Source organism: Isoptericola sp. NPDC019571 (assembly GCF_044389385.1).
Classification (GTDB): Bacteria; Actinomycetota; Actinomycetes; order Actinomycetales; family Cellulomonadaceae; genus Isoptericola; species Isoptericola nanjingensis.
Genome location: NZ_JBIRXZ010000001.1, coordinates 149,138 through 172,100 on the forward strand (window position 1 = coordinate 149,138; position 22,963 = coordinate 172,100).

The 22,963-nt window shown below is 74.0% G+C and carries 23 protein-coding genes; 11 read left to right on the forward strand and 12 right to left on the reverse strand.

Features of this window, described 5'->3' with window-relative positions:
- The first annotated feature begins 99 nt into the window (after positions 1-99).
- Complete coding sequence (locus tag ACH443_RS00675) at positions 100-2,205, forward strand: prolyl oligopeptidase family serine peptidase (protein ID WP_430589199.1); 2,106 nt, start codon at positions 100-102, stop codon at positions 2,203-2,205.
- 31 nt (positions 2,206-2,236) lie between these two features.
- Here ACH443_RS00675 and ACH443_RS00680 read toward each other — a convergent pair whose 3' ends face one another.
- A complete protein-coding gene (locus tag ACH443_RS00680) occupies positions 2,237-2,785 on the reverse strand; it encodes a TetR/AcrR family transcriptional regulator (RefSeq protein ID WP_429765693.1) in 549 nt (182 codons plus the stop codon).
- 266 nt (positions 2,786-3,051) lie between these two features.
- Here ACH443_RS00680 and ACH443_RS00685 point away from each other — a divergent pair, with 266 nt between their 5' ends.
- Together ACH443_RS00685 and ACH443_RS00690 are read left to right on the forward strand one after the other, a co-directional pair.
- Positions 3,052-5,931: an MMPL family transporter gene (locus ACH443_RS00685; protein WP_430589200.1), complete on the forward strand. Its 2,880-nt coding sequence runs from the start codon at positions 3,052-3,054 to the stop codon at positions 5,929-5,931.
- The gene (locus tag ACH443_RS00690) at positions 5,928-8,135 is read left to right on the forward strand and encodes a YhgE/Pip family protein (RefSeq protein ID WP_430589201.1); all 2,208 of its coding nucleotides are present in this window, start codon (positions 5,928-5,930) and stop codon (positions 8,133-8,135) included. The genes ACH443_RS00685 and ACH443_RS00690 overlap by 4 nt, the downstream gene beginning before the upstream one ends.
- A 27-nt stretch (positions 8,136-8,162) precedes the next feature.
- Here the strand turns inward: ACH443_RS00690 and ACH443_RS00695 are convergent, their stop codons facing one another.
- Positions 8,163-8,366 (reverse strand): hypothetical protein, encoded by a 204-nt coding sequence (locus ACH443_RS00695; protein ID WP_430557825.1) that lies wholly within the window; start codon positions 8,364-8,366, stop codon positions 8,163-8,165.
- A gap of 72 nt (positions 8,367-8,438) precedes the next feature.
- Here ACH443_RS00695 and ACH443_RS00700 point away from each other — a divergent pair, with 72 nt between their 5' ends.
- The gene (locus ACH443_RS00700; protein WP_430589202.1) at positions 8,439-9,467 is read left to right on the forward strand and encodes a hypothetical protein; all 1,029 of its coding nucleotides are present in this window, start codon (positions 8,439-8,441) and stop codon (positions 9,465-9,467) included.
- Positions 9,468-9,574: 107 nt separating this feature from the next.
- Here ACH443_RS00700 and ACH443_RS00705 read toward each other — a convergent pair whose 3' ends face one another.
- From ACH443_RS00705 to ACH443_RS00720, 4 genes are read right to left on the reverse strand one after another with little or no spacing between them, the layout of a single operon-like run.
- Entirely contained in the window at positions 9,575-10,036 is a 462-nt protein-coding gene (locus tag ACH443_RS00705; RefSeq protein WP_429765702.1) for a PTS sugar transporter subunit IIA, read from the reverse strand.
- Positions 10,036-10,266 (reverse strand): PTS transporter subunit EIIB, encoded by a 231-nt coding sequence (locus ACH443_RS00710; protein WP_429735428.1) that lies wholly within the window; start codon positions 10,264-10,266, stop codon positions 10,036-10,038. The genes ACH443_RS00705 and ACH443_RS00710 overlap by 1 nt, the downstream gene beginning before the upstream one ends.
- A 58-nt stretch (positions 10,267-10,324) precedes the next feature.
- Positions 10,325-10,576: a PTS transporter subunit EIIB gene (locus tag ACH443_RS00715; RefSeq protein ID WP_429765703.1), complete on the reverse strand. Its 252-nt coding sequence runs from the start codon at positions 10,574-10,576 to the stop codon at positions 10,325-10,327.
- Positions 10,573-11,394: a GntR family transcriptional regulator gene (locus tag ACH443_RS00720; RefSeq protein WP_429765705.1), complete on the reverse strand. Its 822-nt coding sequence runs from the start codon at positions 11,392-11,394 to the stop codon at positions 10,573-10,575. Before ACH443_RS00720 ends, ACH443_RS00715 begins: the two co-directional genes overlap by 4 nt.
- A 288-nt stretch (positions 11,395-11,682) precedes the next feature.
- Here ACH443_RS00720 and ACH443_RS00725 point away from each other — a divergent pair, with 288 nt between their 5' ends.
- Positions 11,683-13,035, forward strand: a complete 1,353-nt coding sequence (locus tag ACH443_RS00725) for a PTS transporter subunit EIIC (RefSeq protein WP_430589203.1) — start codon at positions 11,683-11,685, stop codon at positions 13,033-13,035.
- Positions 13,035-14,717: a phosphoenolpyruvate--protein phosphotransferase gene (gene ptsP, locus ACH443_RS00730; RefSeq protein ID WP_430589204.1), complete on the forward strand. Its 1,683-nt coding sequence runs from the start codon at positions 13,035-13,037 to the stop codon at positions 14,715-14,717. The genes ACH443_RS00725 and ptsP overlap by 1 nt, the downstream gene beginning before the upstream one ends.
- Before the next feature lie 39 nt (positions 14,718-14,756).
- Here ptsP and ACH443_RS00735 read toward each other — a convergent pair whose 3' ends face one another.
- The 3 genes from ACH443_RS00735 to ACH443_RS00745 are packed head-to-tail and all read right to left on the reverse strand — an operon-like array spanning position 14,757 to position 16,496.
- Positions 14,757-15,314 (reverse strand): vitamin K epoxide reductase family protein, encoded by a 558-nt coding sequence (locus ACH443_RS00735; RefSeq protein ID WP_429765708.1) that lies wholly within the window; start codon positions 15,312-15,314, stop codon positions 14,757-14,759.
- A gap of 59 nt (positions 15,315-15,373) precedes the next feature.
- A complete protein-coding gene (locus ACH443_RS00740) occupies positions 15,374-15,646 on the reverse strand; it encodes an HPr family phosphocarrier protein (RefSeq protein WP_429765710.1) in 273 nt (90 codons plus the stop codon).
- 34 nt (positions 15,647-15,680) lie between these two features.
- On the reverse strand, positions 15,681-16,496 hold the full coding sequence (locus ACH443_RS00745; protein ID WP_430589205.1) for a TetR/AcrR family transcriptional regulator: 816 nt from the start codon (positions 16,494-16,496) through the stop codon (positions 15,681-15,683).
- A gap of 109 nt (positions 16,497-16,605) precedes the next feature.
- Between ACH443_RS00745 and ACH443_RS00750 the strand changes: the two genes are divergently transcribed.
- Positions 16,606-17,568, forward strand: a complete 963-nt coding sequence (locus tag ACH443_RS00750) for an ATP-binding cassette domain-containing protein (RefSeq protein ID WP_429765713.1) — start codon at positions 16,606-16,608, stop codon at positions 17,566-17,568.
- Entirely contained in the window at positions 17,565-18,410 is an 846-nt protein-coding gene (locus ACH443_RS00755; protein WP_429765714.1) for an ABC transporter permease, read from the forward strand. The genes ACH443_RS00750 and ACH443_RS00755 overlap by 4 nt, the downstream gene beginning before the upstream one ends.
- A gap of 62 nt (positions 18,411-18,472) precedes the next feature.
- On the opposite strand, the gene ACH443_RS00760 is transcribed toward ACH443_RS00755, so the two are convergent.
- A complete protein-coding gene (locus ACH443_RS00760) occupies positions 18,473-19,312 on the reverse strand; it encodes an aldo/keto reductase (protein WP_429765716.1) in 840 nt (279 codons plus the stop codon).
- 356 nt (positions 19,313-19,668) lie between these two features.
- Positions 19,669-20,403, reverse strand: a complete 735-nt coding sequence (locus tag ACH443_RS00765; protein ID WP_430589206.1) for a cation transporter — start codon at positions 20,401-20,403, stop codon at positions 19,669-19,671.
- Positions 20,404-20,513: 110 nt separating this feature from the next.
- Here ACH443_RS00765 and ACH443_RS00770 point away from each other — a divergent pair, with 110 nt between their 5' ends.
- Together ACH443_RS00770 and ACH443_RS00775 are read left to right on the forward strand one after the other, a co-directional pair.
- Positions 20,514-20,759 carry a hypothetical protein gene (locus ACH443_RS00770; RefSeq protein ID WP_430557725.1) on the forward strand — a complete coding sequence of 82 codons (246 nt, stop codon included), beginning with the start codon at positions 20,514-20,516 and terminating at the stop codon, positions 20,757-20,759.
- Between the two features lie 84 nt (positions 20,760-20,843).
- Positions 20,844-21,065, forward strand: a complete 222-nt coding sequence (locus ACH443_RS00775) for a hypothetical protein (RefSeq protein ID WP_429765722.1) — start codon at positions 20,844-20,846, stop codon at positions 21,063-21,065.
- A 3-nt stretch (positions 21,066-21,068) separates the two neighbouring features.
- Here ACH443_RS00775 and ACH443_RS00780 read toward each other — a convergent pair whose 3' ends face one another.
- Positions 21,069-21,620, reverse strand: a complete 552-nt coding sequence (locus ACH443_RS00780; RefSeq protein ID WP_430589207.1) for a TetR/AcrR family transcriptional regulator — start codon at positions 21,618-21,620, stop codon at positions 21,069-21,071.
- Between the two features lie 103 nt (positions 21,621-21,723).
- Here ACH443_RS00780 and ACH443_RS00785 point away from each other — a divergent pair, with 103 nt between their 5' ends.
- A complete protein-coding gene (locus tag ACH443_RS00785; RefSeq protein ID WP_430557723.1) occupies positions 21,724-22,917 on the forward strand; it encodes an FAD-dependent monooxygenase in 1,194 nt (397 codons plus the stop codon).
- Positions 22,918-22,963: the final 46 nt, after the last annotated feature.

Here is a 22,963-nt window from a genome sequence, read left to right on the forward strand (position 1 = left end):
GCTCAACCGCAGGGGACGCCGTCGCGAACAAGTTCAGCGAACGTTCATCCCGCGTTCCCCGTGCGCCCGTCTGCGCACGGGCTGTGGTAGACCGGGCGCGTGAGCAGCGACGCCCCCACGCCCTTCGACGACCTCGACCGCTACCTGGAGCTCCCGCGCGTCGGCGGGCTCGCGCTGAGCCCGGACGGCACGCGCCTCGTCACCACCGTCCAGACGCTCGACGCGAAGCGCACCGGCTGGACGACCGCCGTCTGGGAGGTGGACCCCGCCGGCGTCGCCCCGGCGCGGCGGCTGACGCGCAGCCGCAAGGGCGAGTCGTCGGCGGTGTTCGCGGCGTCGGGCGACGTGCTGTTCACGTCGGCCCGCCCGGACCCGGACGCGGACCGGGACGACGAGGAGCCGAAGGCGGCGCTGTGGCTGCTGCCCGCGGGCGGCGGGGAGGCGCGCGTCGTCGCGACGGCGCCCGGCGGGGTCGGCGGGGTGCTCGCGGCCCGGGACGCCGACGTGGTGTCCGTCTCCGCGCCGGTGCTGCCGGGCGCGGCGGGGCTCGCCGAGGACGAGGCGCTGCGCAAGGAGCGCACCGACCGCAAGCTCTCGGCGATCCTGCACACCGGCTATCCGGTGCGGTACTGGGACCACGACCTGGGTCCCGACCAGGAGCGCCGGTTCGTCGGCTCCCTCGGCACGACCGACCCGGACGCGCGGCTCGCGCTGCGCCAGCTGACGGGGCCGGGGCGCCAGCTCGACGAGCACGAGGCGGGCCTGGCTCCTGACGGCGCCACGCTCGTCACCACCTGGGCGGTGCCCGACCCGGGCGCGGCACGCCGGGTCGTGCTGGTGGCGGTGGACACCGCGACCGGGGAGCGCCGCACGCTGGTCGACGACCCGGACGCGGACGTCTTCGCCCCGGCGGTGTCGCCGGACGGGCGGTGGGTCGCGTTCGGCTCCGAGACGATCACGACGCCGGAGCAGGCGCCGGTCGTGCGGCTGGGACTGGTCCCGCTCGGCGTGGACGACGCCGAACCGGAGATCCTCGCGGACGACTGGGACCGCTGGCCGTCGTCGGTCGCGTGGCTGCCCGACGGCTCGGGGCTGGTCGTCACGGCCGACGAGGACGGCCGCGGCCCGGTGTTCCTGCTGACGTTCGGCACCGGCGGACCGGGTGCGGGCGAGCCGGTCACGGTGGAGCGCGTGACGAGCGACGACGCGACGTTCAGCGACGTCCGCGTCGCGCCCGACGGGTCCGCGCTGTACGCCCTGCGCAGCAGCTACGCCGCGCCGGCCGAGCCGGTGCGGATCGACCTCGCCGCCTTCGCCGCGACGGGCGCGGCGGGCGAGCGCGCGCCCGTCGCCGCGGACGCGCTCCGCGGGCCCGTGCCCGCCCCGGCGCTGCCCGGCACGCTCACCGAGGTCGAGACGACGGCGGCGGACGGCGCGCGCGTGCGCGCCTGGCTCGCGCTGCCCGAGGGGGCGTCGTCGGGCGGCCCGGCGCCGCTGCTGCTGTGGATCCACGGCGGCCCGCTGAGCACCTGGAGCGCGTGGAGCTGGCGCTGGAACCCGTGGCTGATGGTGGCGCGCGGCTACGCCGTCCTGCTGCCCGACCCGGCGCTGTCCACCGGGTACGGACAGGACTTCGTGCAGCGCGGCTGGGGCGCGTGGGGCGGAGCGCCGTTCACCGACCTCTTGGCGATCACCGACGCCGTCGAGGCCCTGCCGGAGATCGACGCGACCCGCACCGCCGCGATGGGCGGGTCGTTCGGCGGGTACATGGCGAACTGGGTGGCCGGGCACACGGACCGGTTCCGAGCGATCGTCACGCACGCCAGCCTGTGGGCGCTCGACCAGTTCGGCCCCACCACCGACGCGGCCTACTACTGGCTGCGCGAGATGACGCCGGAGATGGCGGAGGCGAACAGCCCGCACCGCGCCGTCGCCGACATCCGCACCCCGATGCTCGTCGTGCACGGTGACAAGGACTACCGCGTGCCCGTCGGGGAGGGCCTGCGGCTGTGGCGCGACCTGCTCACGGAGTCCGGCCTGCCCGCGGACGACGACGGCAGCACCGTGCACCGCTTCCTGTACTTCCCCGACGAGAACCACTGGGTGCTCGCGCCCCAGCATGCGAAGGTCTGGTACCAGACGGTGCTGGCGTTCCTCGGCGAGCACGTGCGGGGCGACGAGCCGGAGCTGCCCGCGTACCTCTGAGCGTCGAGCGCCTGTGCGGCAGGGGCGGAGGTCAGGCGGGCGTGACGATGAGGTCCACGAGGATCTCGAGCATGGCGCTGGCGTCCTTGCGGGCGGTCTCGGCGGGGAGCATCGCCGCGCGCTGACCGGCCTCGTGCGCGCCCAGCAGCAGGTCGATGGCGACGTGCTCGTCGACGGCGAAGCGGAGGCCGAGGGCGGACATGACGCGGTTCAGCGCGGCGATCATCTCCCCGCGGAGCACCTGCTGCTGGTCCACGTAGCGCTGGGCGATCTGCGGGTCGCGCAGCGCGAGCAGCTCGAACTCGAGCTCCATGACGCACCAGGAGGCCTTCGCGGCCTGGTCGGGCAGCACCGACGCGATGACCTCGCGCACCGTGGCGCGGAACCCCTCCGGCGTCTGCAGGGCGGCGGGGTCGACCGTGGTGACCGCCTGCTCGAGGGCGCCGAGGTGGCCGCGCGCCTCGCGCTCCGTGAGGGCCAGGAACAGCTCCTCCTTGCTCGCGAAGTTCGAGTAGAACGCGCCCCGGGTGAAACCGGCGGCCTCGCACACGGCCTCGATCGACGCGGCCTGGACGCCCACCTGCGCGAACACCTCGAAGGCGGCGTCGAGCAGACGCTCGCGGGTGCGCTCGCGCCGGGGCGAGCGCTCGGGGGCGACCGTAGCCTCGTCGGGGGTCGCGCTCTCGGTGGTCAGGGGGTCCTCCTCGGGATGCTGCCGGTACCGGCCCGGTGCGGGCGCCGCGCCCGGCCGGGCCCACTCTAGCCAATACAGCGGCGTATCGGATACGTTCGTGCATCGGATACAGTGCCGTATCGAACCCCTGCTCCGTCGTCCTGGGAGAGCCTGTGTCCTCCGTCCTGTACTCCCTCGGCCGTTGGGCCGCCCGGGCCCGGCGGCTCGTCGTCATCGGCTGGGTGCTGGTGCTCGCCGTCGTCGGCGGCGCGGCCGGCCTGCTCTACCAGGGCTTCGACAACTCCGTGACCATCCCGGGCACCGAGTCGCAGGACGCGCTCGACAGCCTGTCCGCCACGTTCCCGCAGGTCAGCGGGTCGTCCGCGCAGATCATCGTCGTCGCGCCCGACGGCTCCACGATCGACGACGACGCGATGCGCGGGCCCATCGAGGACACGGTCGACGACCTCGGCGAGCTCGACCAGGTGGCCGCCGTCACCTCCCCGTACGACGACCAGATGGCAGCGTCGGTCAACGACGACGACACGGCCACGTTGCTGACGATCCAGCTCGACGGCGACCAGTCCGTCATCACCGAGGACACCAAGGACGCGCTGCGCACCGCGAGCGACGACCTCGCCGCCGCACTCCCGGCCGGGTCCCAGGCCAGCCTGGGCGGCGAGCTGTTCAGCGTCGAGTTCCCGGCCCTGAGCATCATCGAGGCGATCGGCGTCGTCGTCGCGCTCGTGGTCCTCATCATCACGCTCGGCTCGTTCGTCGCGGCGGGCCTGCCGCTGGTCAACGCGCTCATGGGCGTGGGCGTGTCGATGCTCCTGCTCCTCACGGCCACCGTGTTCGGGCCGATCAACTCCACGACGCCGATGCTGGGCCTCATGCTCGGCCTCGCGGTCGGCATCGACTACGCGCTGTTCATCGTGTCCCGGCACCGCGAGCAGCTCGCGGCCGGGCTCGAGGTGGACGAGTCGATCGCGCGCGCCACCGCGACGGCGGGCTCGGCCGTGATCTTCGCGGGCCTCACGGTGATGATCGCCCTCGTGGGCCTCGGGGTCGCGGGCATCCCGTTCCTCACCGTGATGGGCATCGCCGCCGCCGTGGCGGTCGGCATCGCCGTCCTCGTCTCGCTCACGCTGCTGCCCGCGCTGCTGTCGTTCTCGGGGGAGCGGCTGCGGCCGCGCGCCCCGCGCGCCGCCCGCAAGGCGAAGGGGAGGGCCAAGCGGGCCGCCGCGCCGGCCGACGGCGTCCACCGCAACCGGTTCTTCGACGGCTGGGTGCGGGGCGCCACCCGCTTCCCGGTCCTCACGATCGTGCTCGTCGTGGGTGCCATCGCCGCCCTCGCCTGGCCGGCCACGAACCTCCGCCTCGCGCTGCCGGACGCCGGCACCCTGCCGGAGGACAACAGCGCCCGCGTCACCTACGACCTGGTGGGTGAGGAGTTCGGCGAGGGCTTCAACGGCCCGCTGATCGTCACGGGCTCGATCGTCACCAGCAACGACCCCGTGACCCTCATGGACGACCTCGGCGACGAGATCGCCGACCTGCCCGGCGTCGCCGACGTCCCGCTGTCCACGCCGAACCCGTCCGCCGACACCGGCATCATCCAGGTGATCCCCGAGGGGGGCCCGACGTCGCAGGAGACCAAGGACCTCGTCAACGAGATCCGCGACCAGCACGACCACTACCTGGAGAAGTACGGCGTCGACCTGTCCGTCACCGGCTTCGCCGCGGTCGGCATCGACGTCTCCGACAAGCTCGGTGCCGCGCTGCTGCCGTTCGGCCTCGTCGTCGTGGGCCTGTCGCTCGTGCTGCTGACGATGGTGTTCCGCTCAATCTGGGTGCCGATCAAGGCCTCGCTCGGCTACCTGCTGTCCGTCGGCGCGGCCTTCGGCGTGGTGACCCTCGTGTTCGAGAACGGCGTCCTGGCGGACGCCCTCAACGTCACCAAGCTGGGCCCCGTCATCAGCTTCATGCCGATCATCCTCATGGGCGTGCTGTTCGGCCTGGCGATGGACTACGAGGTCTTCCTCGTGTCCCGCATCCGGGAGGACTACGTGCACGGCGGCGACGCCCGCCACGCGGTGCGCTCGGGCTTCCTCGGCTCGGCCAAGGTGGTCACGGCCGCGGCGGTCATCATGTTCGCCGTCTTCGTCGCGTTCGTGCCCGAGGGCGACATGACCCTCAAACCCATCGCTCTCGGCCTCGCCGTCGGTGTGCTCGTGGACGCGTTCGTCGTGCGCATGACTCTCGTGCCCGCCGTGCTCCATCTCCTGGGCGACCGGGCCTGGCACATGCCGCGCTGGCTCGACCGCATCCTGCCCACGTTCGACGTCGAGGGCGAGGGCCTCACGAAGGAGCTGCGGCTCGCGTCGTGGCCCGAGCCGGACGCGACGGACGCCGTCGCCGCGCGCGACCTCGAGGTCGCGGGGCCCGACGGCTCGCCGGCCCCGGTGGTCGGCCCTGTCAGCGTGCGCGTCCCCGAGGGCGGCGCCCTGTGCGTGCACGGCGACGCGGCGGCCCCCGTGTCCGCGCTGCTGCTCGCCCTCGCCGGGCGGATGGCGCCCGACGCGGGCGCCGTGAAGGTCACCGGCCTGGTGCTGCCCGAGCGCGCGATGACGGTGCGCGGCCGCGTCGCCGTCGTCGACGCCCTCGCGGAGCACGGCCGCCCCGCCGCGACGGTCGACGCCGCGGTGCGCGACGGCGCCCGGGTCGTGGTCGTGGACCGCACCGACGCCGTCGCCGACCGCTCGGCCCGCGAGGCGCTCGCCGCCGCGCTCGCCCGGGCGCAGCGCGGCGGGACGGCGGTGCTGCTGGGTGCCAGCGGCGTCGCCGCGACCGACCTGCTCGACGACGGCACCGGCCGCGAGGTCGCCGTGCTCGACGTCGGCGCCGGCTGGGGCGCGCCGAGCGCGCTCACCGGGGCGGACGTGCCGCCTCCCGCGCCCGACGACGAGCACACCCCCGTGCCCGCGGGACCCCACCCCGCGGCCACCGACGAGATCGACGAGGACACCCACGTGCAGGAGGTGCGGGCATGACCGCCCCGACCATCGCCACCCGGGCGCGCCGCGACCCCTGGCGGATCGCCGCCGTCGCGCTGCTGCCGATCATGGTGCTCGGGCTGCTGCTCGCCGCGCTGTGGAACCCGCAGGACCGGCTCGACCAGGTGCCGGCCGCCATCGTCAACCTCGACGAGCCGGTCGAGGTCCAGGGGCAGACCGTGCCGCTGGGCCGCCAGCTCGCGTCTGGCCTGGTCAGCGGCGGCGAGACCGCCGAGGGCGCGAAGGCCGCGCAGCCTGCCGAGGACGCGACGAACTTCGACTGGACGATCACCGACGAGGAGTCGGCGGCCGACGGCCTCGCGAACGGCACCTTTGCCGCCGTCGTGACCATCCCGGAGGACTTCTCCGCGGCCGCCACGTCGTACGGCAACGACGACCCGTCCGAGGCGCGCCAGGCCACCATCGACGTCAGCACCCCGCCCGGCGGCCGCGTGGCCGACGACGCGCTCGCCCGCGTGGTCGCCGCCACCGCGACGTCCGTCATGTCGAGCACGCTCACCGAGACGTACGTCGACAACGTGCTCGTCGGCTTCAACGACCTCTCCGACGGCATCGGCCAGGCGCAGGACGGCGCCGTGCAGCTCGCCGACGGCGCGGGCCAGACGCAGGACGGCGCCGACCAGCTGGCGGACGGCGCGGGCCAGCTCGCCGACGGCGCGGACGAGGCCGCCGACGGCGCGGGCCAGCTCGCCGACGGCGCGGGCCAGCTCGCTGACGGCGCGTCCAGCGCGGCCTCCGGGGCGTCAGACCTTGCCGGCGGTGCAGGACAGGTCGCCGAGGGCGCCCGAGGCATCGCCCGGGGAATCGGTGAGAGCGCGGGCGGCGCCGACGACCTTGCGAAGGGCGGCGACGACCTCGCGGCCGGAGCGACCCAGGTCGCGGAGGGGAACCGCCAGCTCGCCGACGGCGTCGCCGAGATCAACGAGGACGTGCCCGACGTGGCCGCGATCAAGAAGTCGCTGGCCGACGCCCAGGCTCGTTCGGAGGAGTTCGCCGCGGCCGCGGGCGCCGCTCTCGGCTGCGACGTCAATCCGTCCTCGGAGGCCTGCAAGGCGCTGAACGACGTGCTGACCGAGCTGCAGACGAACTCGTCGGCGGTGCAGGACACGGTCGACGGCGTCGTCTCCGCGCGCGAGCAGCTCGACGCGCTCGCGACCCAGACCGACAAGCTCGCCACCGGCGCGGAGGGTGTCGCCACCGGCGTGGCGGGCATCGCGGACGGCAACCGTGATCTCGCCGAGGGTCTGCGCCAGCTCCAGGGCGGGGCGTCGCAGGTCGCGGATGGCGCGGACGGTGTGGCGTCCGGAGCCGGTGAGCTCTCCTCGGGTGTGGGCCAGCTCGCGACCGGAGCGTCCGGCGTGGCGTCGGGGGCGTCGGACCTGTCCTCGGGGGTGGGCCGGCTCGCGACCGGCACCGAGGGCATCGCCTCCGGCGCCGGCGACCTGGCGGGCGGCGTGGGCCAGCTCGCGTCGGGCGCGGACGACCTGGCCTCCGGCCTCGACGACGCGAAGAACCAGATCCCGACGTACACGGACGACGAGCGCAAGACGCTCTCGTCGGTGGTCGCGGAGCCGGTGGCGGCGCCGTCGGCGTCGGGCATCAGCACCGGGGCGTCGGGCCCGCTGTTCGCTGTCGTGGCGCTGTGGCTGGGTGCGCTCGCCCTCATGACGGTGTTCCCGCCGGTCATGGCGCGGGCCCTGGGCTCCACGCGCGACTCGGTGCGGCTGGCCCTCTCCGCGTTCTGGCTGCCGGCCGCGGTCGGCGCCGGGACGGGCGCGCTGATCGGCGTGATCCTCGCGGCGGTCGAGAAGCTCGACGCCGGGGGCTGGGTCGGGTCGATCCTCGTGGGCGTCGTCGCGTCGGTGGCGTTCGTCGCCGTGCACCAGGGCTTCCTCGGCTGGCTCGGCAACCTGGGGCGCGGCATCAGCCTGCTGATCGCCGTCCTGCTCATCGCGACGGGCATCGTCGCGACCGTGCCTGCCGCGCTGCAGGGACTCGTCGACGCGCTGCCGATCGGGGCCGCGCGCGACGCCCTGACGGCGGTGGTGGTGCCCGCGGCCGGCGGCCTCGGGATGAGCGTGACCCTGCTGGTGCTGTGGGGGCTGGGCGGTCTGGCGCTGGCGGCGCTCGTCACCGCCCGGGGTCGACGGCTCGGCGTCGGGCGCCTGCTGCGCGCCTGACCGGCCGCGCAGGACCGCCCGGCGGCGTCAGCCCGGCAGCCCCGGGCAGCGGGCTGCGGCGCGCTGCCAGCGCAGCACGAGGAGGGCGTCGGCGCGCCGCCGGGCGGCCTTGCCGAGGTGGGCGACCTGGCGGTGCTCGAGGAGCGCGTGGAGGTCGTGGTCCAGCGCCCAGGCGAGGGCGCGTCGGACGTCGTCGAAGTCGGGCGCGAGCAGGGTTGGTGCGGGTCTCACGTCGGGGAGAGATGTCCGACTCGCCGGTTTGTGACATCGAGGTGTGTCACAGGTCTGCACCAGACTCGCCGCATGGACCTCACCCAGGCGCGCGAGACCAAGGCACAGCTCAGCGACTTCGCCCGTGACCTGGCCGAACGGCACGGCGTGCCCGCCAGCCCGTACGCGGTCGGCGACGACGCGACCCCCGCGGACGTGGTGCGCGCGCCCACCCTGTCGCTGGGCCTCGCGCCCCACGGCGACGCGGGCTTCGGCATCGCGGTGCGCTACCGGCTCGGGGTCCCGACGGCACGGTCGTTCGTGCGCAGGCTGGCCGCCGAGGCGGGCGACGCCGTCGACGTCCGGCGTACCGGACGCATCCGGACGCTCGCCGCGCAGGTCCGCCCGCCCGTCGCCACGGCGCGCGCCCTCGGGGAGACGGACAGGGTGCGGCCCCTGCGGCCCGGGGTCTCGATCGCGCACGTGGACGTCACCGCGGGCACGCTCGGCGCGTTCGTGGTCAAGGCCGGCGAGGAGGGCGCGCGCTACGTGCTGTCCAACTTCCACGTGCTCGCGGGGTCGCCGTCCGCGCAGGTCGGCGACGTGGTCGTGCAGCCGGGCCCGGCCGACGGCGGTCGCGCGCCCGGGGACCGGGTCGGCACCCTCGCGCAGGTGGTGCCGCTGACGCCCGGCGAGCCGGCCACGGTGGACGCGGCCCTCGCCCTCCTGGACGAGGGGATCGAGATCGACCCGACCTACCCGGTGGGCGCGGTGACCACCACGGCCGTGGCGGCGGGCGGCGAGGTGGTCGCGAAGATCGGGCGCACCACGGCGCACACGCAGGGCCGGGTCACGGCCATCGAGATGGACGACGTCGTCGTCGGGTACGGGGACGAGCTCGGTGCGCTCTCCTTCGACAACCAGATCGAGGTGGAGGGCACCGGCGGCGCGTTCTCGCGCGGCGGCGACTCCGGGTCGCTGGTCTACCGCGAGGACGGCGTCGCGCTCGGCCTGCTGTTCGCCGGCTCCGAGACGGGCGGCGCCGACGGCACGGGGCTGACGTACTGCAACCCCGTCGACGCCGTCCTCGAGGCCCTGGGCGTCACCCTCTCGCCGAGATAGAGAAGGCTGTTTCGCGAGATAGAGAGGCTCGGACGAGGCCGCAACCCGTTGCGGCCTCGTCCGAGCCTCTCTATCTCGCGAAACAGCCTTCTCTATCTCGGCAGTTCTCAGCCCCAGGTGAGCAGGTCCTCGCCGTGCTCGACCATCGTGCCGACCTGCGCGAGGCGGTCGACGGCGTCGGGCGTGGCCTCGAGCGCGACGACGGGGCAGACGGCGGACCTACCGCCCGCGCGCACCGCCGCCGGGTCCCAGGTGACCAGCACGGTGCCGCGCTGCACGACGTCGCCCTCGGAGGCGTGGGTGGTGAAGCCCTCGCCGCCGAGCTTGACGGTGTCGATGCCGAGGTGCACCAGCACGGCACGGCCGTCGTCGTGCTGGACGACGAACGCGTGCGGGTGCAGCTTGACGATCGTCCCGGCGATGGGCGCGACCGCCTCGCCCCCGCGGACGCCGTCGGGCTCGATCGCGAGGCCGGGGCCGACGAGGCCGGCGGCGAACACCGGGTCGTCCACCTCGGACACGTCGACGACCGTGCCGGTGACGGGCGCGAGAACGGTCAGCGCCGTCATCAGCGGAGGTCCTCGATGTCGGAGGCGAGGGTGTCGGCCTCGGGGCCGACGATGACCTGGATGGCGACGCCGGAGCGCACGACCGCGATGGCGCCCGCCTTCGTGAGGTCGGCGTCGATCACCTTGGCGGGGTCCTCGACCTCGACGCGGAGCCGGGTGATGCACGGCTCGAGGTCGATGATGTTGTCGTCGCCGCCGAGCGCGTCGAGGATCTGCTGTGCCTTGCTCATGATGCTCCTTGGTGGGTCCGGGTGGAGATTCCGGGGGTCGGTGGGTGCGGGGCCTGGCTCACATGAGCTCGGCGAGGTCGGACGCGATCGTGTCGACGCGGGGGCCGACGACGACCTGCACGACCCGCCCGTTGATCATCACGCCGAAGGCGCCGGCGCGCTTGAGCAGCGCGGCGTCGACGAGCGCCGGGTCCTTGACGAGGGACCGCAGCCGGGTGGTGCACGGGTCGATCTCCTCGATGTTCTCCACCCCGCCGAGTCCGGCGAGGATCGAGGCGGCGAGCTGCGCGTCGGGGTCGGGCGTGCTCATCGGGGGCTCCCTTCGGGGATGCGTCCGGGGGGTGCGGAAGGCTGGACGGGGCGGCCGGCGTCGCCGTCGGAGGGCCGGGCGCGGGGGACGAGCGTGGGCCGTGCCTCGCGCAGCGGCACGAAGACGCTGTACCGGTCGCCGCGGTAGCAGGCGCGGGAGTACATCACGGCGGCGTCGCCGCCGAAGGTGCGTCGGGCGGTGCGCATGACGGCGCGGGAGCCCTGCATCTGCAGGGCCTCCAGCTCCTCGGGGGTGGCGTCGGCGGCGGTGATGACCTCCTCGCCCCACGTGGGGTCGAGGTCGCGCTCGCGCAGCGCGGCGTAGAGGCTGTCGGGGACGCCGTCGTCGAGCAGGTCGGGGGCGAGGTCGACCGGGATCCAGGACTCCTCGACGCTCATCGGGTTGCCGTCGGCGGTGCGCAGCCGCACCACGTGGTGCACCGGGGTGCCGGTCTCGCGGTCCAGCGCCTCGGCGACGACGGCGGGCGCGGGCAGCTGCTCGCACCGCAGCACCGTGGCGCCGGGCGTGAGGCCGCGGCGCCGGGCCTCCTCGCCGAACGTGGTCAGGCGCATCTCGAAGTCGGCGCGGGGCGGCGCGACGAACGTGCCGCGGCCCTGCGCGCGCTCCAGCACGCCCTCCGTGACGAGCGCGTCGATGGCCTGGCGCACCGTCATCCGCGAGACGCCGAACTTCTCGGTGAGGCTGCGCTCGGACGGGATCGCGTCGCCGACGGCGAGCTCGGTCGTGACCAGGTCGGCGAGGTACGCGCGCACCGCGACGTACTTGTGCTCGCCGGGGCGAGCGCCGTCCCTGACCATCCTCGTGTCCTGTCCTGCCCTGTGATCGGCATCGATCTGCGTGCTGTGCGACATCGGGACCAGTATCGGGGTTCGGCCGTCACCGGTGCGCTGTCTCCCCGGCGGGAGCGCGGGGTTGACACATCATGAGGTCTAGACCACTCTTCCTGCAAGTGGTCCAGACAACCTGCCGGTGGCAGCGTGTGGATCACCGGCAATGACGCCCCGACGTCGCGACACTGCCGCCGGACGATGCAGGCACGGCCTGCAGGACACGCCCGCCCCCGGGCCATCCATCGGAGGAGAACCATGACCACGGTCGCAGAGACCAAGCAGAAGCGGGGATTCCCCGGCCTGGCGCAGCTGCAGCGCGTCGGCCGTTCGCTGATGCTGCCCATCGCCTCGCTGCCCGCCGCCGCGCTGCTGCTGCGCCTCGGCCAGCCCGACATGCTGGGCGCAGACGGCGTGGCCGGCACGCTCCCGTGGATGCAGCCCGTCGCCGACGTCCTCGGGGCCGCCGGCAACGCGCTCTTCAGCAACCTGGCGATGATCTTCGCCCTCGGCGTCGCCATCGGCTACGCCCGCAAGGCGGACGGCTCGACCGGCCTCGCCGCGCTCATCGGCTACCTGGTCTTCAAGGGCGTCACCGACGCCCTGTCGCCCACGGTCCTGGGCCTGCCCGCCGAGGGGGAGGAGCAGGAGCTCATCAACTACGGCGTCCTCGGCGGCATCGTCATCGGTCTCACCGCCGCGCTGCTGTACCAGAAGTACTACCGGATCAAGCTGCCGGCGTACCTGGCATTCTTCGGCGGTCGGCGGTTCGTGCCGATCGTCACGGCCGGAGCCGCAGTCATCATCGGCGTGGTCTTCTCGCTCATCTACCCGGCCTTCGACTGGCTGTTCAACGACCAGATCGGCGGCTTCGTCACCGGCTCCACCGTGATCGGCGCGTTCGTGTACGGCACGCTCAACCGTCTGCTCGTGCCGATCGGCCTGCACCACCTGCTCAACTCGCTGCCGTGGTACCAGTTCGGCTCGTACACCGACAGCGCCGGCAACGTCGCGCACGGCGACATCTTCCGCTTCCTCGCCGGCGACCCCACGGCCGGCACGTTCATGACCGGCTTCTTCCCGATCATGATGTTCGCCCTGCCCGCCGCGGCCCTCGCCATCGTGCACACCGCGAAGCCGAAGAACCGCAAGGTCATCGCGGGCGTCATGGGCTCCGCGGCGCTGGTCGCGTTCGTCACCGGTGTGACCGAGCCGCTCGAGTTCGCGTTCGTCTATGTCGCCTACCCGCTGTACGCGATCCACGCCGTGCTCACCGGCACCTCGATGGCGCTGGTCAACGCGATCGGCATCCGCGACGGGTTCGGCTTCTCCGCGGGCGTGATCGACTACCTGCTCAACTTCCGCATCGCCGAGATGCCGCTGCTGCTCATCCCGATCGGGCTCGGCTACGCGGTCATCTACTACTTCCTGTTCCGGTTCGTCATCACGAGGTGGAACCTCAAGACCCCGGGCCGCGAGGACGACCCCGAGGCGGCTGCGGCCGTCGTCGGCGACCAGGCCGTGAGCGACCAGAAGGAGGCCGTCGCGATCGGCGCCGACGCTTCTCCGGCCGGCGGCGACGGTCCCGCGAAGGGCAAGGACGCGGTCTGATGAGCACCACCCTCACCGGTGCCCCGGTGAGCCCCGGGCGGGCGGCCGGCGTCGTCGTGACGATGCCGGCCCCCGTCCCGGAGCCCTCGGAGGCGACCCTCGACACGTCCGACGCTGCCGGTGCCGACGACGCGGTGTCCCGACTGGGCGCCGCGACGTCGGCCGTCCGGGACCGCCTCGCCGCCCAGGCGGCGCAGGCCACGGGGACCGCGGCGGACGTGCTCGCCGTGACGGCCGCGATGGCGGCCGACCCCACGCTCGCGTCCGACGCCGAACGGCGCGTGCGCGAGTCCGCCGCGACCCCCGAGCGGGCCGTGTGGGACGCCGCGAACGCCCTCGCCGCCCAGCTCGAGCCGCTCGGCCCGCCGCTGAGCGAGCGGGCCCGCGACGTGCGCGACGTGCGCGACCGCATCGTCGCCGAGCTCACCGGGGTGCGGCCTCCGGGCGTCCCCTTGCCGGGGCACCCGTTCGTGCTGGTCGCCGAGGACCTGGCCCCCGCCGACACGGCGACGCTCGACCCGGAGGCGGTCGTCGCCATCGTCACCAGCGGCGGCGGTCCCACCTCGCACACGGCGATCCTGGCGCGCGCGCTCGGCATCCCCGCCGTCGTGGCCGCCCGCGGGGCCGACGCCCTCGCCGACGGCGAGACCGTCGTCGTCGACGGCGGCGCCGGCACCGTGCTGCGGGACCCGTCGGACGCCGAGGTCGAGGCCGCGCGGGACGCCGTGCGCGTCGAGCGGGAGTTCGACGGCCACGGCCGCACGGCCGACGGGCACCGGGTGGAGCTGCTCGCCAACGTGGCCGACCCGCAGGCGGCGCAGGCCGCCGTCGCCGCGCACGCCGAGGGCGTGGGGCTGTTCCGCACCGAGTTCTGCTTCCTGGGGCGCGACGTCGAGCCGACGGTCGAGGAGCAGGTCGCCGCCTACCGCGGCGTGCTGTCCGCGTTCGCCGGCCGCAAGGTCGTGGTGCGCACCCTCGACGCGGGGGCGGACAAGCCGCTGCCCTTCGTCACCGCCGACGACGAGCCCAACCCGGCGCTCGGCGTCCGCGGCCTGCGCACCGCCGTCGCGCACCCGGAGGTGCTGGACCGGCAGCTGCAGGCGATCGCCGCCGCCGCGGAGGCGGAGTCCGCCGACGTGTGGGTCATGGCGCCGATGGTCGCCACCACCGACGAGGCGCGGTCGTTCGTCGCCGCCTGCGAGCAGCACGGGCTGCGGCGGGCCGGCGCGATGATCGAGGTCCCCGCCGCCGCGCTGCGGTCGCGGTGGGTCTTCGAGCACGCCACCTTCGGCAGCATCGGCACCAACGACCTCACGCAGTACGCGATGGCCGCCGACCGGATGCTCGGCGACCTCGCCGCGCTGTCCACGTCGTGGCAGCCCGCGGTGCTCGAGCTGGTGCGCGCCACCTGCGAGGGCGCGCACGCGCACGGCCGGCCGGTCGGCGTGTGCGGGGAGGCGGCGGCCGACGCCGTCCTGGCCCCCGTGCTCGTGGGCCTCGGCGTGACGTCGCTCTCCATGACGCCGCGGGCGCTCGCGGACGTCGCCGCCGTGCTGGCCGAGGTCACGTTCGCGCGGTGCCGCGACCTCGCGCGCGTCGCGCTGGAGCAGCCCGACGCCGACGCCGCGCGCGCCGCCGTCCGGCGCGAGCTGGCCGACGTCCTGGAGGCCCTGGGTCTCTGAGCGCCGAGACAGAGAGGGCCTGACCTCTCTGTCTCGGCGTCAGGCGAAGAGCGCTGTGCCGTACTTGAGCAGCACGGCGGCGGCGAGCAGCAGGAACCAGGCGGCGGTGAGGATGCCGAACGCACCGGACCGCACCAGCGACATCGCCCACGATTGCAGCCGGGCGGGCCAGAAGAGGTTGTCCTCGAGGATGTTCCAGTGCAGCATCGACGCGAACACGAGCGTCGTGGAGACGGTGATCGTCAGGCACCACGGGCACAGCGCGCCGATGACGAACATCGACTGCCAGAGCAGCCAGTACGCGAAGAGGAAGCCGAGCAGGTAGACGGTCTGGGCGGCCGTCATGAACCAGCGCGGGAACCGCACCCCGGCCAGGCCGGCCACGGCCACGGTGATGACCACGGACTCGGCGACGAGCCCGAGGAACGCGTTGGGGAAGCCGAACAGGCTGGCCTGCCACGACGTGCCGACCGTGCCGCACGAGATGACCGCGTTGATGTCGCACGCCAGCGCGGCGTCAGGGTTCGCCGCCAGCTCGACGGCGTCGACCGACAGCACGAAGGCCGCGACCAGCCCGACGAGCGCCCCGACGAGCATCTCGCCGAACAGCCAGCCGGCCGAGTGGAAGAACCCGCTCGGCCGGGCGGGCCGGTCCGTCAGGCCACCGCTTCCTGCGACAGGAACTCGACGAGCGCGTCGAGCGCGGTGGTGGCCTCGTCGCCGTCGGTCTCGGTGCGCAGCACCACCTCGTCGCCCACCGAGGCGCCGAGGGTCATGATCCCGAGGATGCTCGCGGCGTCCACGGCGTCGCCGCCGGCGGTCTTGGCGATCTTCACCGGCACGGGCTGCTGGCCGGCCTTCTGCGCGAAGAGCGCGGCCGGGCGGGCGTGCAGGCCCTCGGTGATGGCGACGACGACGGTGCGTTCCACGGTGTCCTCCGAACGAGAGGTGGTCTGGACCAGTTCATCGTAGGGACGAGTCGCCGGGTTGGGAAGTCGCGCGGGCCCGGTCGATCGCCATGCCCACGGAGTCCAGCAGCCGCTCCAGCGACGCCTCGAACGGCGTGGCCTCGGCGTCGAAGCCGCCCGCGTCCCAGATCCGCAGCATGGTGGGGTAGCGCTGCGGGTCGAAGTGGTCCACCCAGAAGCTGCTCATCGACGTCCAGTACTCGTCGTTGCTCTGGCCGGAGGCGTCCTTCTCCGCGGACTCCGCGACGGTGGAGCGCGCCAGCCCGCGCACGAACGCGTCGAGGAGCCCGACGATCTCCACCACCTGGCGCTCCGCCAGCCCGGTGTCCACGAGGGTGCGCAGCCCGCACTCCTGCGCGTCGAGGACGGACGGGGTGAGCGGCAGGCGCCACATGTTGGTCTGCAGGATCCACGGGTGGCGCTGGAACAGCTCCCAGTGCGCGCGGGCGTACGCCGCCAGGCCGTCGCGCCACGTCGCCGCGGCGGGCGGCAGCGCGAGCTCGGCGAACGCGCGGTCGATCATGAGGTCCAGCAGCTCCGTGCGCCCCGGCACGTACGTGTAGAGCGACATCGCGCCGACGCCGAGCCGCCCCGCGACCTTCCGCATCGACAGCCCCTCGAGCCCCTCGGCGTCGGCGATCGCGGTGCCCGCGCCGATCACGTCGTCGAGGGTCAGCCGGGCCCGGCGGCCGCGGCCCGACGGCTGCGGCGGGTCCCACAGGAGGGCCAGCCGCCGCACGACCTCGGGCGGGCGGGGGACGCCGTCGTCCGGCGGCTGCGGCGAGGTGCTCGACGGCGAAGTGCTCGACATGGCTCGTCATCCTCCCATCCCTGTCGTGCGGTCCGCCCACGGGTCTTGTCGGACCCCCGGGCTAGCGTCCAGACTAGTTCCAGTACAGCGTACGAGAGAGGGAATCGCCATGATCCGAGCACGAGGGCTGACCAAGACGTTCAGCCGTCGCAAAGAGAGCGTCGAGGCGGTCAAGGGGATCGACGTCGACGTCGCGGAGGGCGAGCTCGTCGCCTTCCTCGGGCCCAACGGGGCCGGCAAGTCCACGACGTTGCGGATGCTGACGTCGCTGCTGGAGCCGACGGCGGGGGAGGCGACCGTCGCCGGCTACGACGTCGTCAAGAGCCCGGCGCAGGTCCGCGCCCGGCTGGGGTTCATCGGGCAGGGCAACGGTGGCGGCTTCAGCTACAAGGTCGTCGACGAGCTCCACAACCAGGGCCGCTTCTACGGGCTGCCGCCCGAGGTCTACCAGGAGCGGGCCGCCGACCTCATGGCGGCGCTCGAGCTGGGCGGCCTCGAGAAGCGTTCCGTGCAGTCGCTGTCGGGCGGCCAGCGCCGCCGGCTCGACGTCGCGCTCGGGCTGATGAACCACCCGCCGCTGCTGTTCCTCGACGAGCCCACCACCGGTCTCGACCCGCACTCGCGGGCCAACCTCTGGGGGCACATCACGGCGATGCGCGAGCGGTACGGGATGACGGTCGTGCTCACCACGCACTACCTCGACGAGGCCGACAGCATGGCCGAGCGCGTCGTCGTCATCGACCACGGCGAGATCATCGCGGACGCCGCGCCCGACGCCCTCAAGCGCCGGTACGCCGACGACACCCTCAGCGTCGTCGTCGCGACCGACGACGGCGCGGCGGTCCGGTCCGCGCTGCCCGACGGCCTGGGCGACGTCGAGCTCACGGCGCACGACGCCGGGCTGCAGGTGCGGGTCGGCACGGCGCAGGGGGCCGAGACGCTGCCCGTCGTCATCGAGGCGCTGCGGGTGGCCGGCATCGCCACGACGTCGGCGAGCGCCCGCCAGGCGAGCCTCGACGACGTGTTCCTCAACCTCACCGGCCGGAGCCTGCGCGAGGAGGCAGCAGCATGACCGAGCAGACCACCACCACGACGACGGCGCAGCACGAGGCGCCGCGGATCGTCACGCGCACCGGGCCGGGCAAGTTCGTCACGGACACCGGGGCGGTGTTCACCCGCGAGATCCTGCTGGTGCTGCGCGACCCGTTCACGCTGATCTTCTCGCTGCTGCAGCCGCTGATCTTCCTGGGCCTCTTCGGGCCGCTGCTCACCGGCACGTTCGGCGGCGGCTTCGGGGGCGGGGGAGCGAGCACCGCGGACACCCTGCAGTGGTTCGTACCCGGCGTGATCGTCATGATCTCGCTGTTCGGCACCTCGATGACCGGCTCGAACCTGCTGTACGAGATCATGACCGGCTCCTACGAGCGGGTGCTCGCGACGCCGCTGGACCGCTCGGCGATCCTCGTGGGCCGCGCGCTCAAGGAGTTCGCGCCGCTGCTGGTGCAGGGGCTCATCATCGCCGCGGTCTGCATCCCGTTCGGGTTCACGTTCCACGTGCTGCCCGCGCTCGCAGGCCTGGTGCTGCTCGGCGTCTTCGGCGTCGGGATCGGGGCGCTGTCGCACGCCCTGGCCCTCGCGTCGAAGAACCGCGAGTGGCTGTTCTGGGGCGTGCAGCAGTCGCTGCTGTTCCCGCTGCTCATCCTGTCCGGGATGATGCTGCCGCTCGAGGCGGGCCCGTCGTGGATGCAGACGGCGGCGAAGTTCAACCCGCTCACCTACATGGTCGACGCCGAGCGCGCGCTGTTCGGCGGCACGTTCGCCGACCCCGCCGTCCTGTGGGGCGCGGTCGCCGCGGCCGCCACGTGCGCCGTCGGCCTCGTCGTCGGCATCCGGGCGACACGCAAGGCCGTCTGAGCGCGTCACGGTGGTCGAGCCTGTCGAGACCCGGGTCTCGACAGGCTCGGCCACCGATCGGGTCAGCGGCCGGTGTTGTTCATCTCGTCCGGGTGCGAGCCGATGCGCTCGCCGCGGTCGAGGCCGGTGATGGCGGCCATGTCGTCGCCGGAGAGCTCGAAGTCGAAGATCTCCAGGTTCTCGCGGATGCGCGACGGCGTCGCGGACTTGGGGAAGACGACGTCGCCGCGCTGCACGTGCCACCGCAGCACCACCTGGGCGGGTGTGCGCCCGTGCTCGGCGGCGATGCGGGCGAGCGTCGGGTCCTCCAGCACGCGGCCGCGGCCGAGCGGGGACCAGGCCTCGGTGACGATGCCGTGCTCCGCGTCGAACGCGCGGACCTCCTCGTTGCCGAACCACGGGTGGATCTCCACCTGGTTGACGGCGGGCACCACGGTGCCCTCGGCCAGCACGCGGCGCAGGTGGTGCGGCTGGAAGTTCGACGTGCCGATCGCGCGGGCCCGGCCGGAGCGGTACAGCTCCTCCAGGGCGCCCCACGCCTCGACGAACCGGCCGACCGCGGGCAGCGGCCAGTGGATGAGGAACAGGTCGACGTGGTCGAGGCCGAGCTCCTCGAGGGAGCGGTCGAAGGCCTCCAGGGCGGCGTCGTGCTCGTGGAACGCGTTGTTCAGCTTGGTGGTGACGAAGAGCTCGTCGCGAGGCAGCCCGGCCGCGGCGATGGCCTCGCCGACCCCGCGTTCGTTGCGGTACATCTGCGCGGTGTCGATGTGCCGGTAGCCCGCCTCGAGGGCGGTCAGCACCAGCTCGCGCGTCTCCTCCGGCGGGACCTTGAAGACGCCGTAGCCGAGCTGCGGGATCGACGTGCCGTTGTTCAGGGACAGGGACGGGATCTCGGTGCTCATGTCACCCATCTTGTCCCGGACGGCGTAGCGTCGCGCGGCCGTCCCGTCCGCCAGCGTTGTCCCACCGCGCCGAGGTAGTACGGGTCGCGCCGAGGTAGTACGGGTCGCGCCGAGGTAGTACGACATCCCGCGAGGTAGTACCGCGGCGACTACCTCGCGGTGCCCCGTACTACCTCGCGGTTCCTCGTACTACCTCGCGGTGCCCCGAACTACCTCGCGGGTGCTGACGGCGCTGCGTGATCGATCCCATGGCGCCCGGGGTCGCCGTCGGCGCGGTTCCGGGAGCAGGCTGGAGGCGTCGTCGCGGCGCTGCGCGACCCGGCGGGGTGGCCGGCGGCGACGGCGCCGCCGCGTGGTCAGCGCGGACCGGCCGCCCCGCCGTCGTCCGGTGCGCAGCAGCCGTCGTCGCACCCGTCCCCGCAGGAGTCGCACCCGTCGTCGTCCGACGCGAGGAGCGCGCCGACAGGGGTGCAGCAGGCGTCGCCGCGCCAGGCCTCGACGCCCTCGCGCACCGCGAACCCGGCGATGACGAGCGCCGCGAGCGGGTCGGCCCACGACCAACCGAGCGTCGCGTTGAGGACGAGCCCGACCAGCAGCACCGCCGACAGGTAGGTGCAGATCAGCGTCTGCTTCGAGTCGGCGACGGCGGACGCCGAGCCGAGCTCGCGGCCCGTGCGCCGCTCGGCCCACGACAGGAACGGCATGATCGCGAGGCTGACCGCGGCGAGCACGATGCCGACCGGGGAGTGGTCCGGCTCGGCCGCGCCGAGCAGCGTGCGGGCGGCGTCGACGGTGACGAACACCGCCAGCCCGAAGAACGACACCGCGATGAGTCGCAGCGCGACGCGCTCGCGGCGGTGCGGGTCCGGCGCGGCGAACTGCCACGCGACCGCGGCCGCGGACAGCACCTCGACCACGGAGTCCAGGCCGAAGCCGACCAGAGCCGCCGACGACGCCGCACGCCCCGCCGCGATGGCCACGACCGCCTCGACGACGTTGTACGCGATCGTCGCGGCGACGATCCAGCGCACCCGGCGCTCGAGCAGCGCGCGCCGGGCGGGCGGGACGGGGCGGAGCGGGAGGGTGGTCACGGACCCGACCGTACACGGATGCCTGTACCGTCGGCCAGGGGCCAGGGGCCAGGGGCCAGGGGCCAGGGGCCAGGGGCGTCCCGGCGCCGCGCGGCAGGCATGCTGTACCCATGTCGAAGAGCCTTCCGCTGCCCCCCACGGTGATCGACGACGACCGCGAGGTGCGGTTCGTCGCGGGGACGAACCAGTTCGCGATGCGCCTCAAGGACGGTCACCTGCACGTGCGCGCGATCGCCGACGGCGAGGACGAGGCGCAGATCTCGGTCGCCCCGACGTCGAGGAGCACCCTCGACCTGCGCATCCAGCGCCGGTCGGCCCAGGGTCCCGTGGCGGTCGAGGGGCCGACCGTGCGGTAGGAGCCCCGCCGGGGCGCAGGTCACGACGCCCGGGCTGTGGTCCTGTCGGCGGGTGGCGCACAATGGAGGGGTCGGAGGTGTTCCATGGTCACGATCGACGAGGCGCGCGCCGCCAAGCCCGCCCTGCGTGAGGCGCTCGAGAGCGTCGAGGGGGTGCGCGGCGTCGGGCTCGCCCAGCGCGGCGACGAGACGGACTGGGTGCTGCAGGTGAACGTCGTCTCCCTCAGCGCGCGCAAGGACGTGCCGCCCCAGGTGGACGGCGTCCCCGTGCAGGTGACGGTGGTCGGCGCGGTCACCGCGTTCTGACGCTCAGGCGGCCAGCGCCGCCAGCGCGGCCACCTGCTCCAGCAGCTCGTCCGCCCCGACGGTGTCGTCGGGGTCGAGGAGCACCCGCGACACCGCCCCCAGCAGCAGCATCTGCACGAGCGCGCCCTGCGCGTCGGGGACGCCGAAGAGCTCGGCCAGCGCGGTGCGGGCGTGTGCGTTGTCGGCGGAGACGGCGGCGGCCCGCTCCGGGTCGCGCGCGGCGGCCGCGACGAGCTCGAGCTGCACCGCCCACAGCGCCCGGTCGTCGGCGACCGACGTCATGACGCGCTCCCACACCGCGCGGAACCGCTCGCCCGGGGCTGCCCCGAGGTCCTCGGCGCCGATGGACTCCAGCACGTCGCCCCAGTCGCGCAGCGCGTCGACGAGGGCCGCGTCGAGCAGCGCCTCCTTGCTCCCGAAGTGGTACCCGATCGCCGCGAGGCTCACGCCTGCCGTGGTGGCGACGTCGCGTGCCGACGTGCGGGCGTACCCCTTGTCGCGGAGGCAGGTCCGGGCGGCGGCGAGGAGCGCGGCCCTGTTGTCGGTGGTGCGCATGGGCCCATGCTAGCTCGAACGTCTGAAACGAACGTCTTGCACGACCGTCTCAGTCGGGTCTAGCGTGGTGCGCGCCACCTTCCTCCCGGTCAGGAGAGCTCCCATGAACCGCTCCGTCCTCGTCTCCGGCGGCGGCGTCGCCGGCCTCGCCCTCGCGCACCGGCTCGCCGCCCGCGGCGACGTCGTGACCGTCGTCGAGCAGGCGTCCCTGCCCCGCGCCGGCGGCTACAAGGTCGACGTGCGGGGCGCTGCGCTCCAGGTGCTGGACCGCATGGGCCTGCTCGAGGAGGCGCGGGGGCTGCGCACGGAGGTCCGTGCGGGCACGGTCGTCGACGCCCGCGGGCGCCGAGCCGCCAGCATGGACGGCGACACCTTCGGCGGGCGCGTGCACGACGACGTCGAGCTGCTGCGCGGTGACCTCCACCGCCTCCTGCGGGAGGGCGCCGCCGACGCCGAGCACGTCTACGACGACTCGATCCGGTCCCTGGTGGACACCGGCGAGGGCGTGGAGGTCGAGCTCGCCTCGGGTCGCACGGGGCGCTACGACGTCGTCGTCGGGGCCGACGGGCTCCGCTCCCGGACGCGGAACCTGGTGCTCGGGCCGGACGAGCGGCACGTCGTCGACCTCGGGTACTACGTGGCCGTGGCGACCGTCCCCAACCGGCTGGGCCTCGACCGCGAGGAGGTCACGTACGTGGGGCCCGGCCGCACCGCGCTGGTCTATGCCACGGCGCGGGAGGAGGGCGCGCGGGCGATGTTCCTGTGGTCGTCGGCGCCGCTCGGCCACCGCGACCTCGGGCGCGAGGGGCGCGAGCGGCTGCTCGCCGACGCGTACGCCGGCGAGGGGTGGGAGGTGCCCGGCCTGCTGGCCGACGTGCCCGCCTCGCCCGACCTGCTGTTCGACTCCCTCAGCCAGGTGCGCGCCGAGCGGTGGTCGACCGGTCGCACGGTGCTGCTCGGCGACGCCGCGTACTGCGCGTCGGCGGCGTCCGGCCAGGGCACGAGCCTGGCGCTCGTCGGCGCGTACGTGCTGGCCGCCGCCCTCGACGTGCACGACGACCCGGCGGCGGCGTTCGCCGATTACGAGCGCCGGATGCACCCGTTCGTGGCGGCGAACCAGGCGCTCGGCCCCGCGAACATCAAGCGGATGGTGGTGGGCACCCGCGGGCAGGTGCGCGCCTCGCTCGCGATGCTGCGGGTCATGGACAGGCTGCCCGGCAAGGACCGGATGATGGCCGCGATGACGGCGCCCATCCGCAGGGCGGCGAACGCCGTCGAGCTGCCCGACGCCGCCTGAGCGCGACGCCGGGCACGGTGGACCCGACGATCCCGCAGAATGGATC

Excerpts from the sequence above, each read along its gene's own strand:
- ACH443_RS00710 (WP_429735428.1), bottom strand. The coding sequence starts at position 10,266 with ATGAGCAAGGCACAGCAGATCCTCGACGCGCTCGGCGGCGACGACAAC.
- ACH443_RS00705 (WP_429765702.1), bottom strand. The coding sequence starts at position 10,036 with ATGACGGCGCTGACCGTTCTCGCGCCCGTCACCGGCACGGTCGTCGAC.
- ptsP (WP_430589204.1), top strand. The coding sequence starts at position 13,035 with ATGAGCACCACCCTCACCGGTGCCCCGGTGAGCCCCGGGCGGGCGGCC.
- ACH443_RS00735 (WP_429765708.1), bottom strand. The coding sequence starts at position 15,314 with ATGCTCGTCGGGGCGCTCGTCGGGCTGGTCGCGGCCTTCGTGCTGTCG.
- ACH443_RS00720 (WP_429765705.1), bottom strand. The coding sequence starts at position 11,394 with ATGGTCAGGGACGGCGCTCGCCCCGGCGAGCACAAGTACGTCGCGGTG.
- ACH443_RS00745 (WP_430589205.1), bottom strand. The coding sequence starts at position 16,496 with ATGTCGAGCACTTCGCCGTCGAGCACCTCGCCGCAGCCGCCGGACGAC.
- ACH443_RS00700 (WP_430589202.1), top strand. The coding sequence starts at position 8,439 with ATGGACCTCACCCAGGCGCGCGAGACCAAGGCACAGCTCAGCGACTTC.
- ACH443_RS00785 (WP_430557723.1), top strand. The coding sequence starts at position 21,724 with ATGAACCGCTCCGTCCTCGTCTCCGGCGGCGGCGTCGCCGGCCTCGCC.
- ACH443_RS00690 (WP_430589201.1), top strand. The coding sequence starts at position 5,928 with ATGACCGCCCCGACCATCGCCACCCGGGCGCGCCGCGACCCCTGGCGG.
- ACH443_RS00750 (WP_429765713.1), top strand. The coding sequence starts at position 16,606 with ATGATCCGAGCACGAGGGCTGACCAAGACGTTCAGCCGTCGCAAAGAG.
- ACH443_RS00780 (WP_430589207.1), bottom strand. The coding sequence starts at position 21,620 with ATGCGCACCACCGACAACAGGGCCGCGCTCCTCGCCGCCGCCCGGACC.
- ACH443_RS00725 (WP_430589203.1), top strand. The coding sequence starts at position 11,683 with ATGACCACGGTCGCAGAGACCAAGCAGAAGCGGGGATTCCCCGGCCTG.
- ACH443_RS00760 (WP_429765716.1), bottom strand. The coding sequence starts at position 19,312 with ATGAGCACCGAGATCCCGTCCCTGTCCCTGAACAACGGCACGTCGATC.
- ACH443_RS00775 (WP_429765722.1), top strand. The coding sequence starts at position 20,844 with ATGGTCACGATCGACGAGGCGCGCGCCGCCAAGCCCGCCCTGCGTGAG.
- ACH443_RS00770 (WP_430557725.1), top strand. The coding sequence starts at position 20,514 with ATGTCGAAGAGCCTTCCGCTGCCCCCCACGGTGATCGACGACGACCGC.
- ACH443_RS00755 (WP_429765714.1), top strand. The coding sequence starts at position 17,565 with ATGACCGAGCAGACCACCACCACGACGACGGCGCAGCACGAGGCGCCG.
- ACH443_RS00715 (WP_429765703.1), bottom strand. The coding sequence starts at position 10,576 with ATGAGCACGCCCGACCCCGACGCGCAGCTCGCCGCCTCGATCCTCGCC.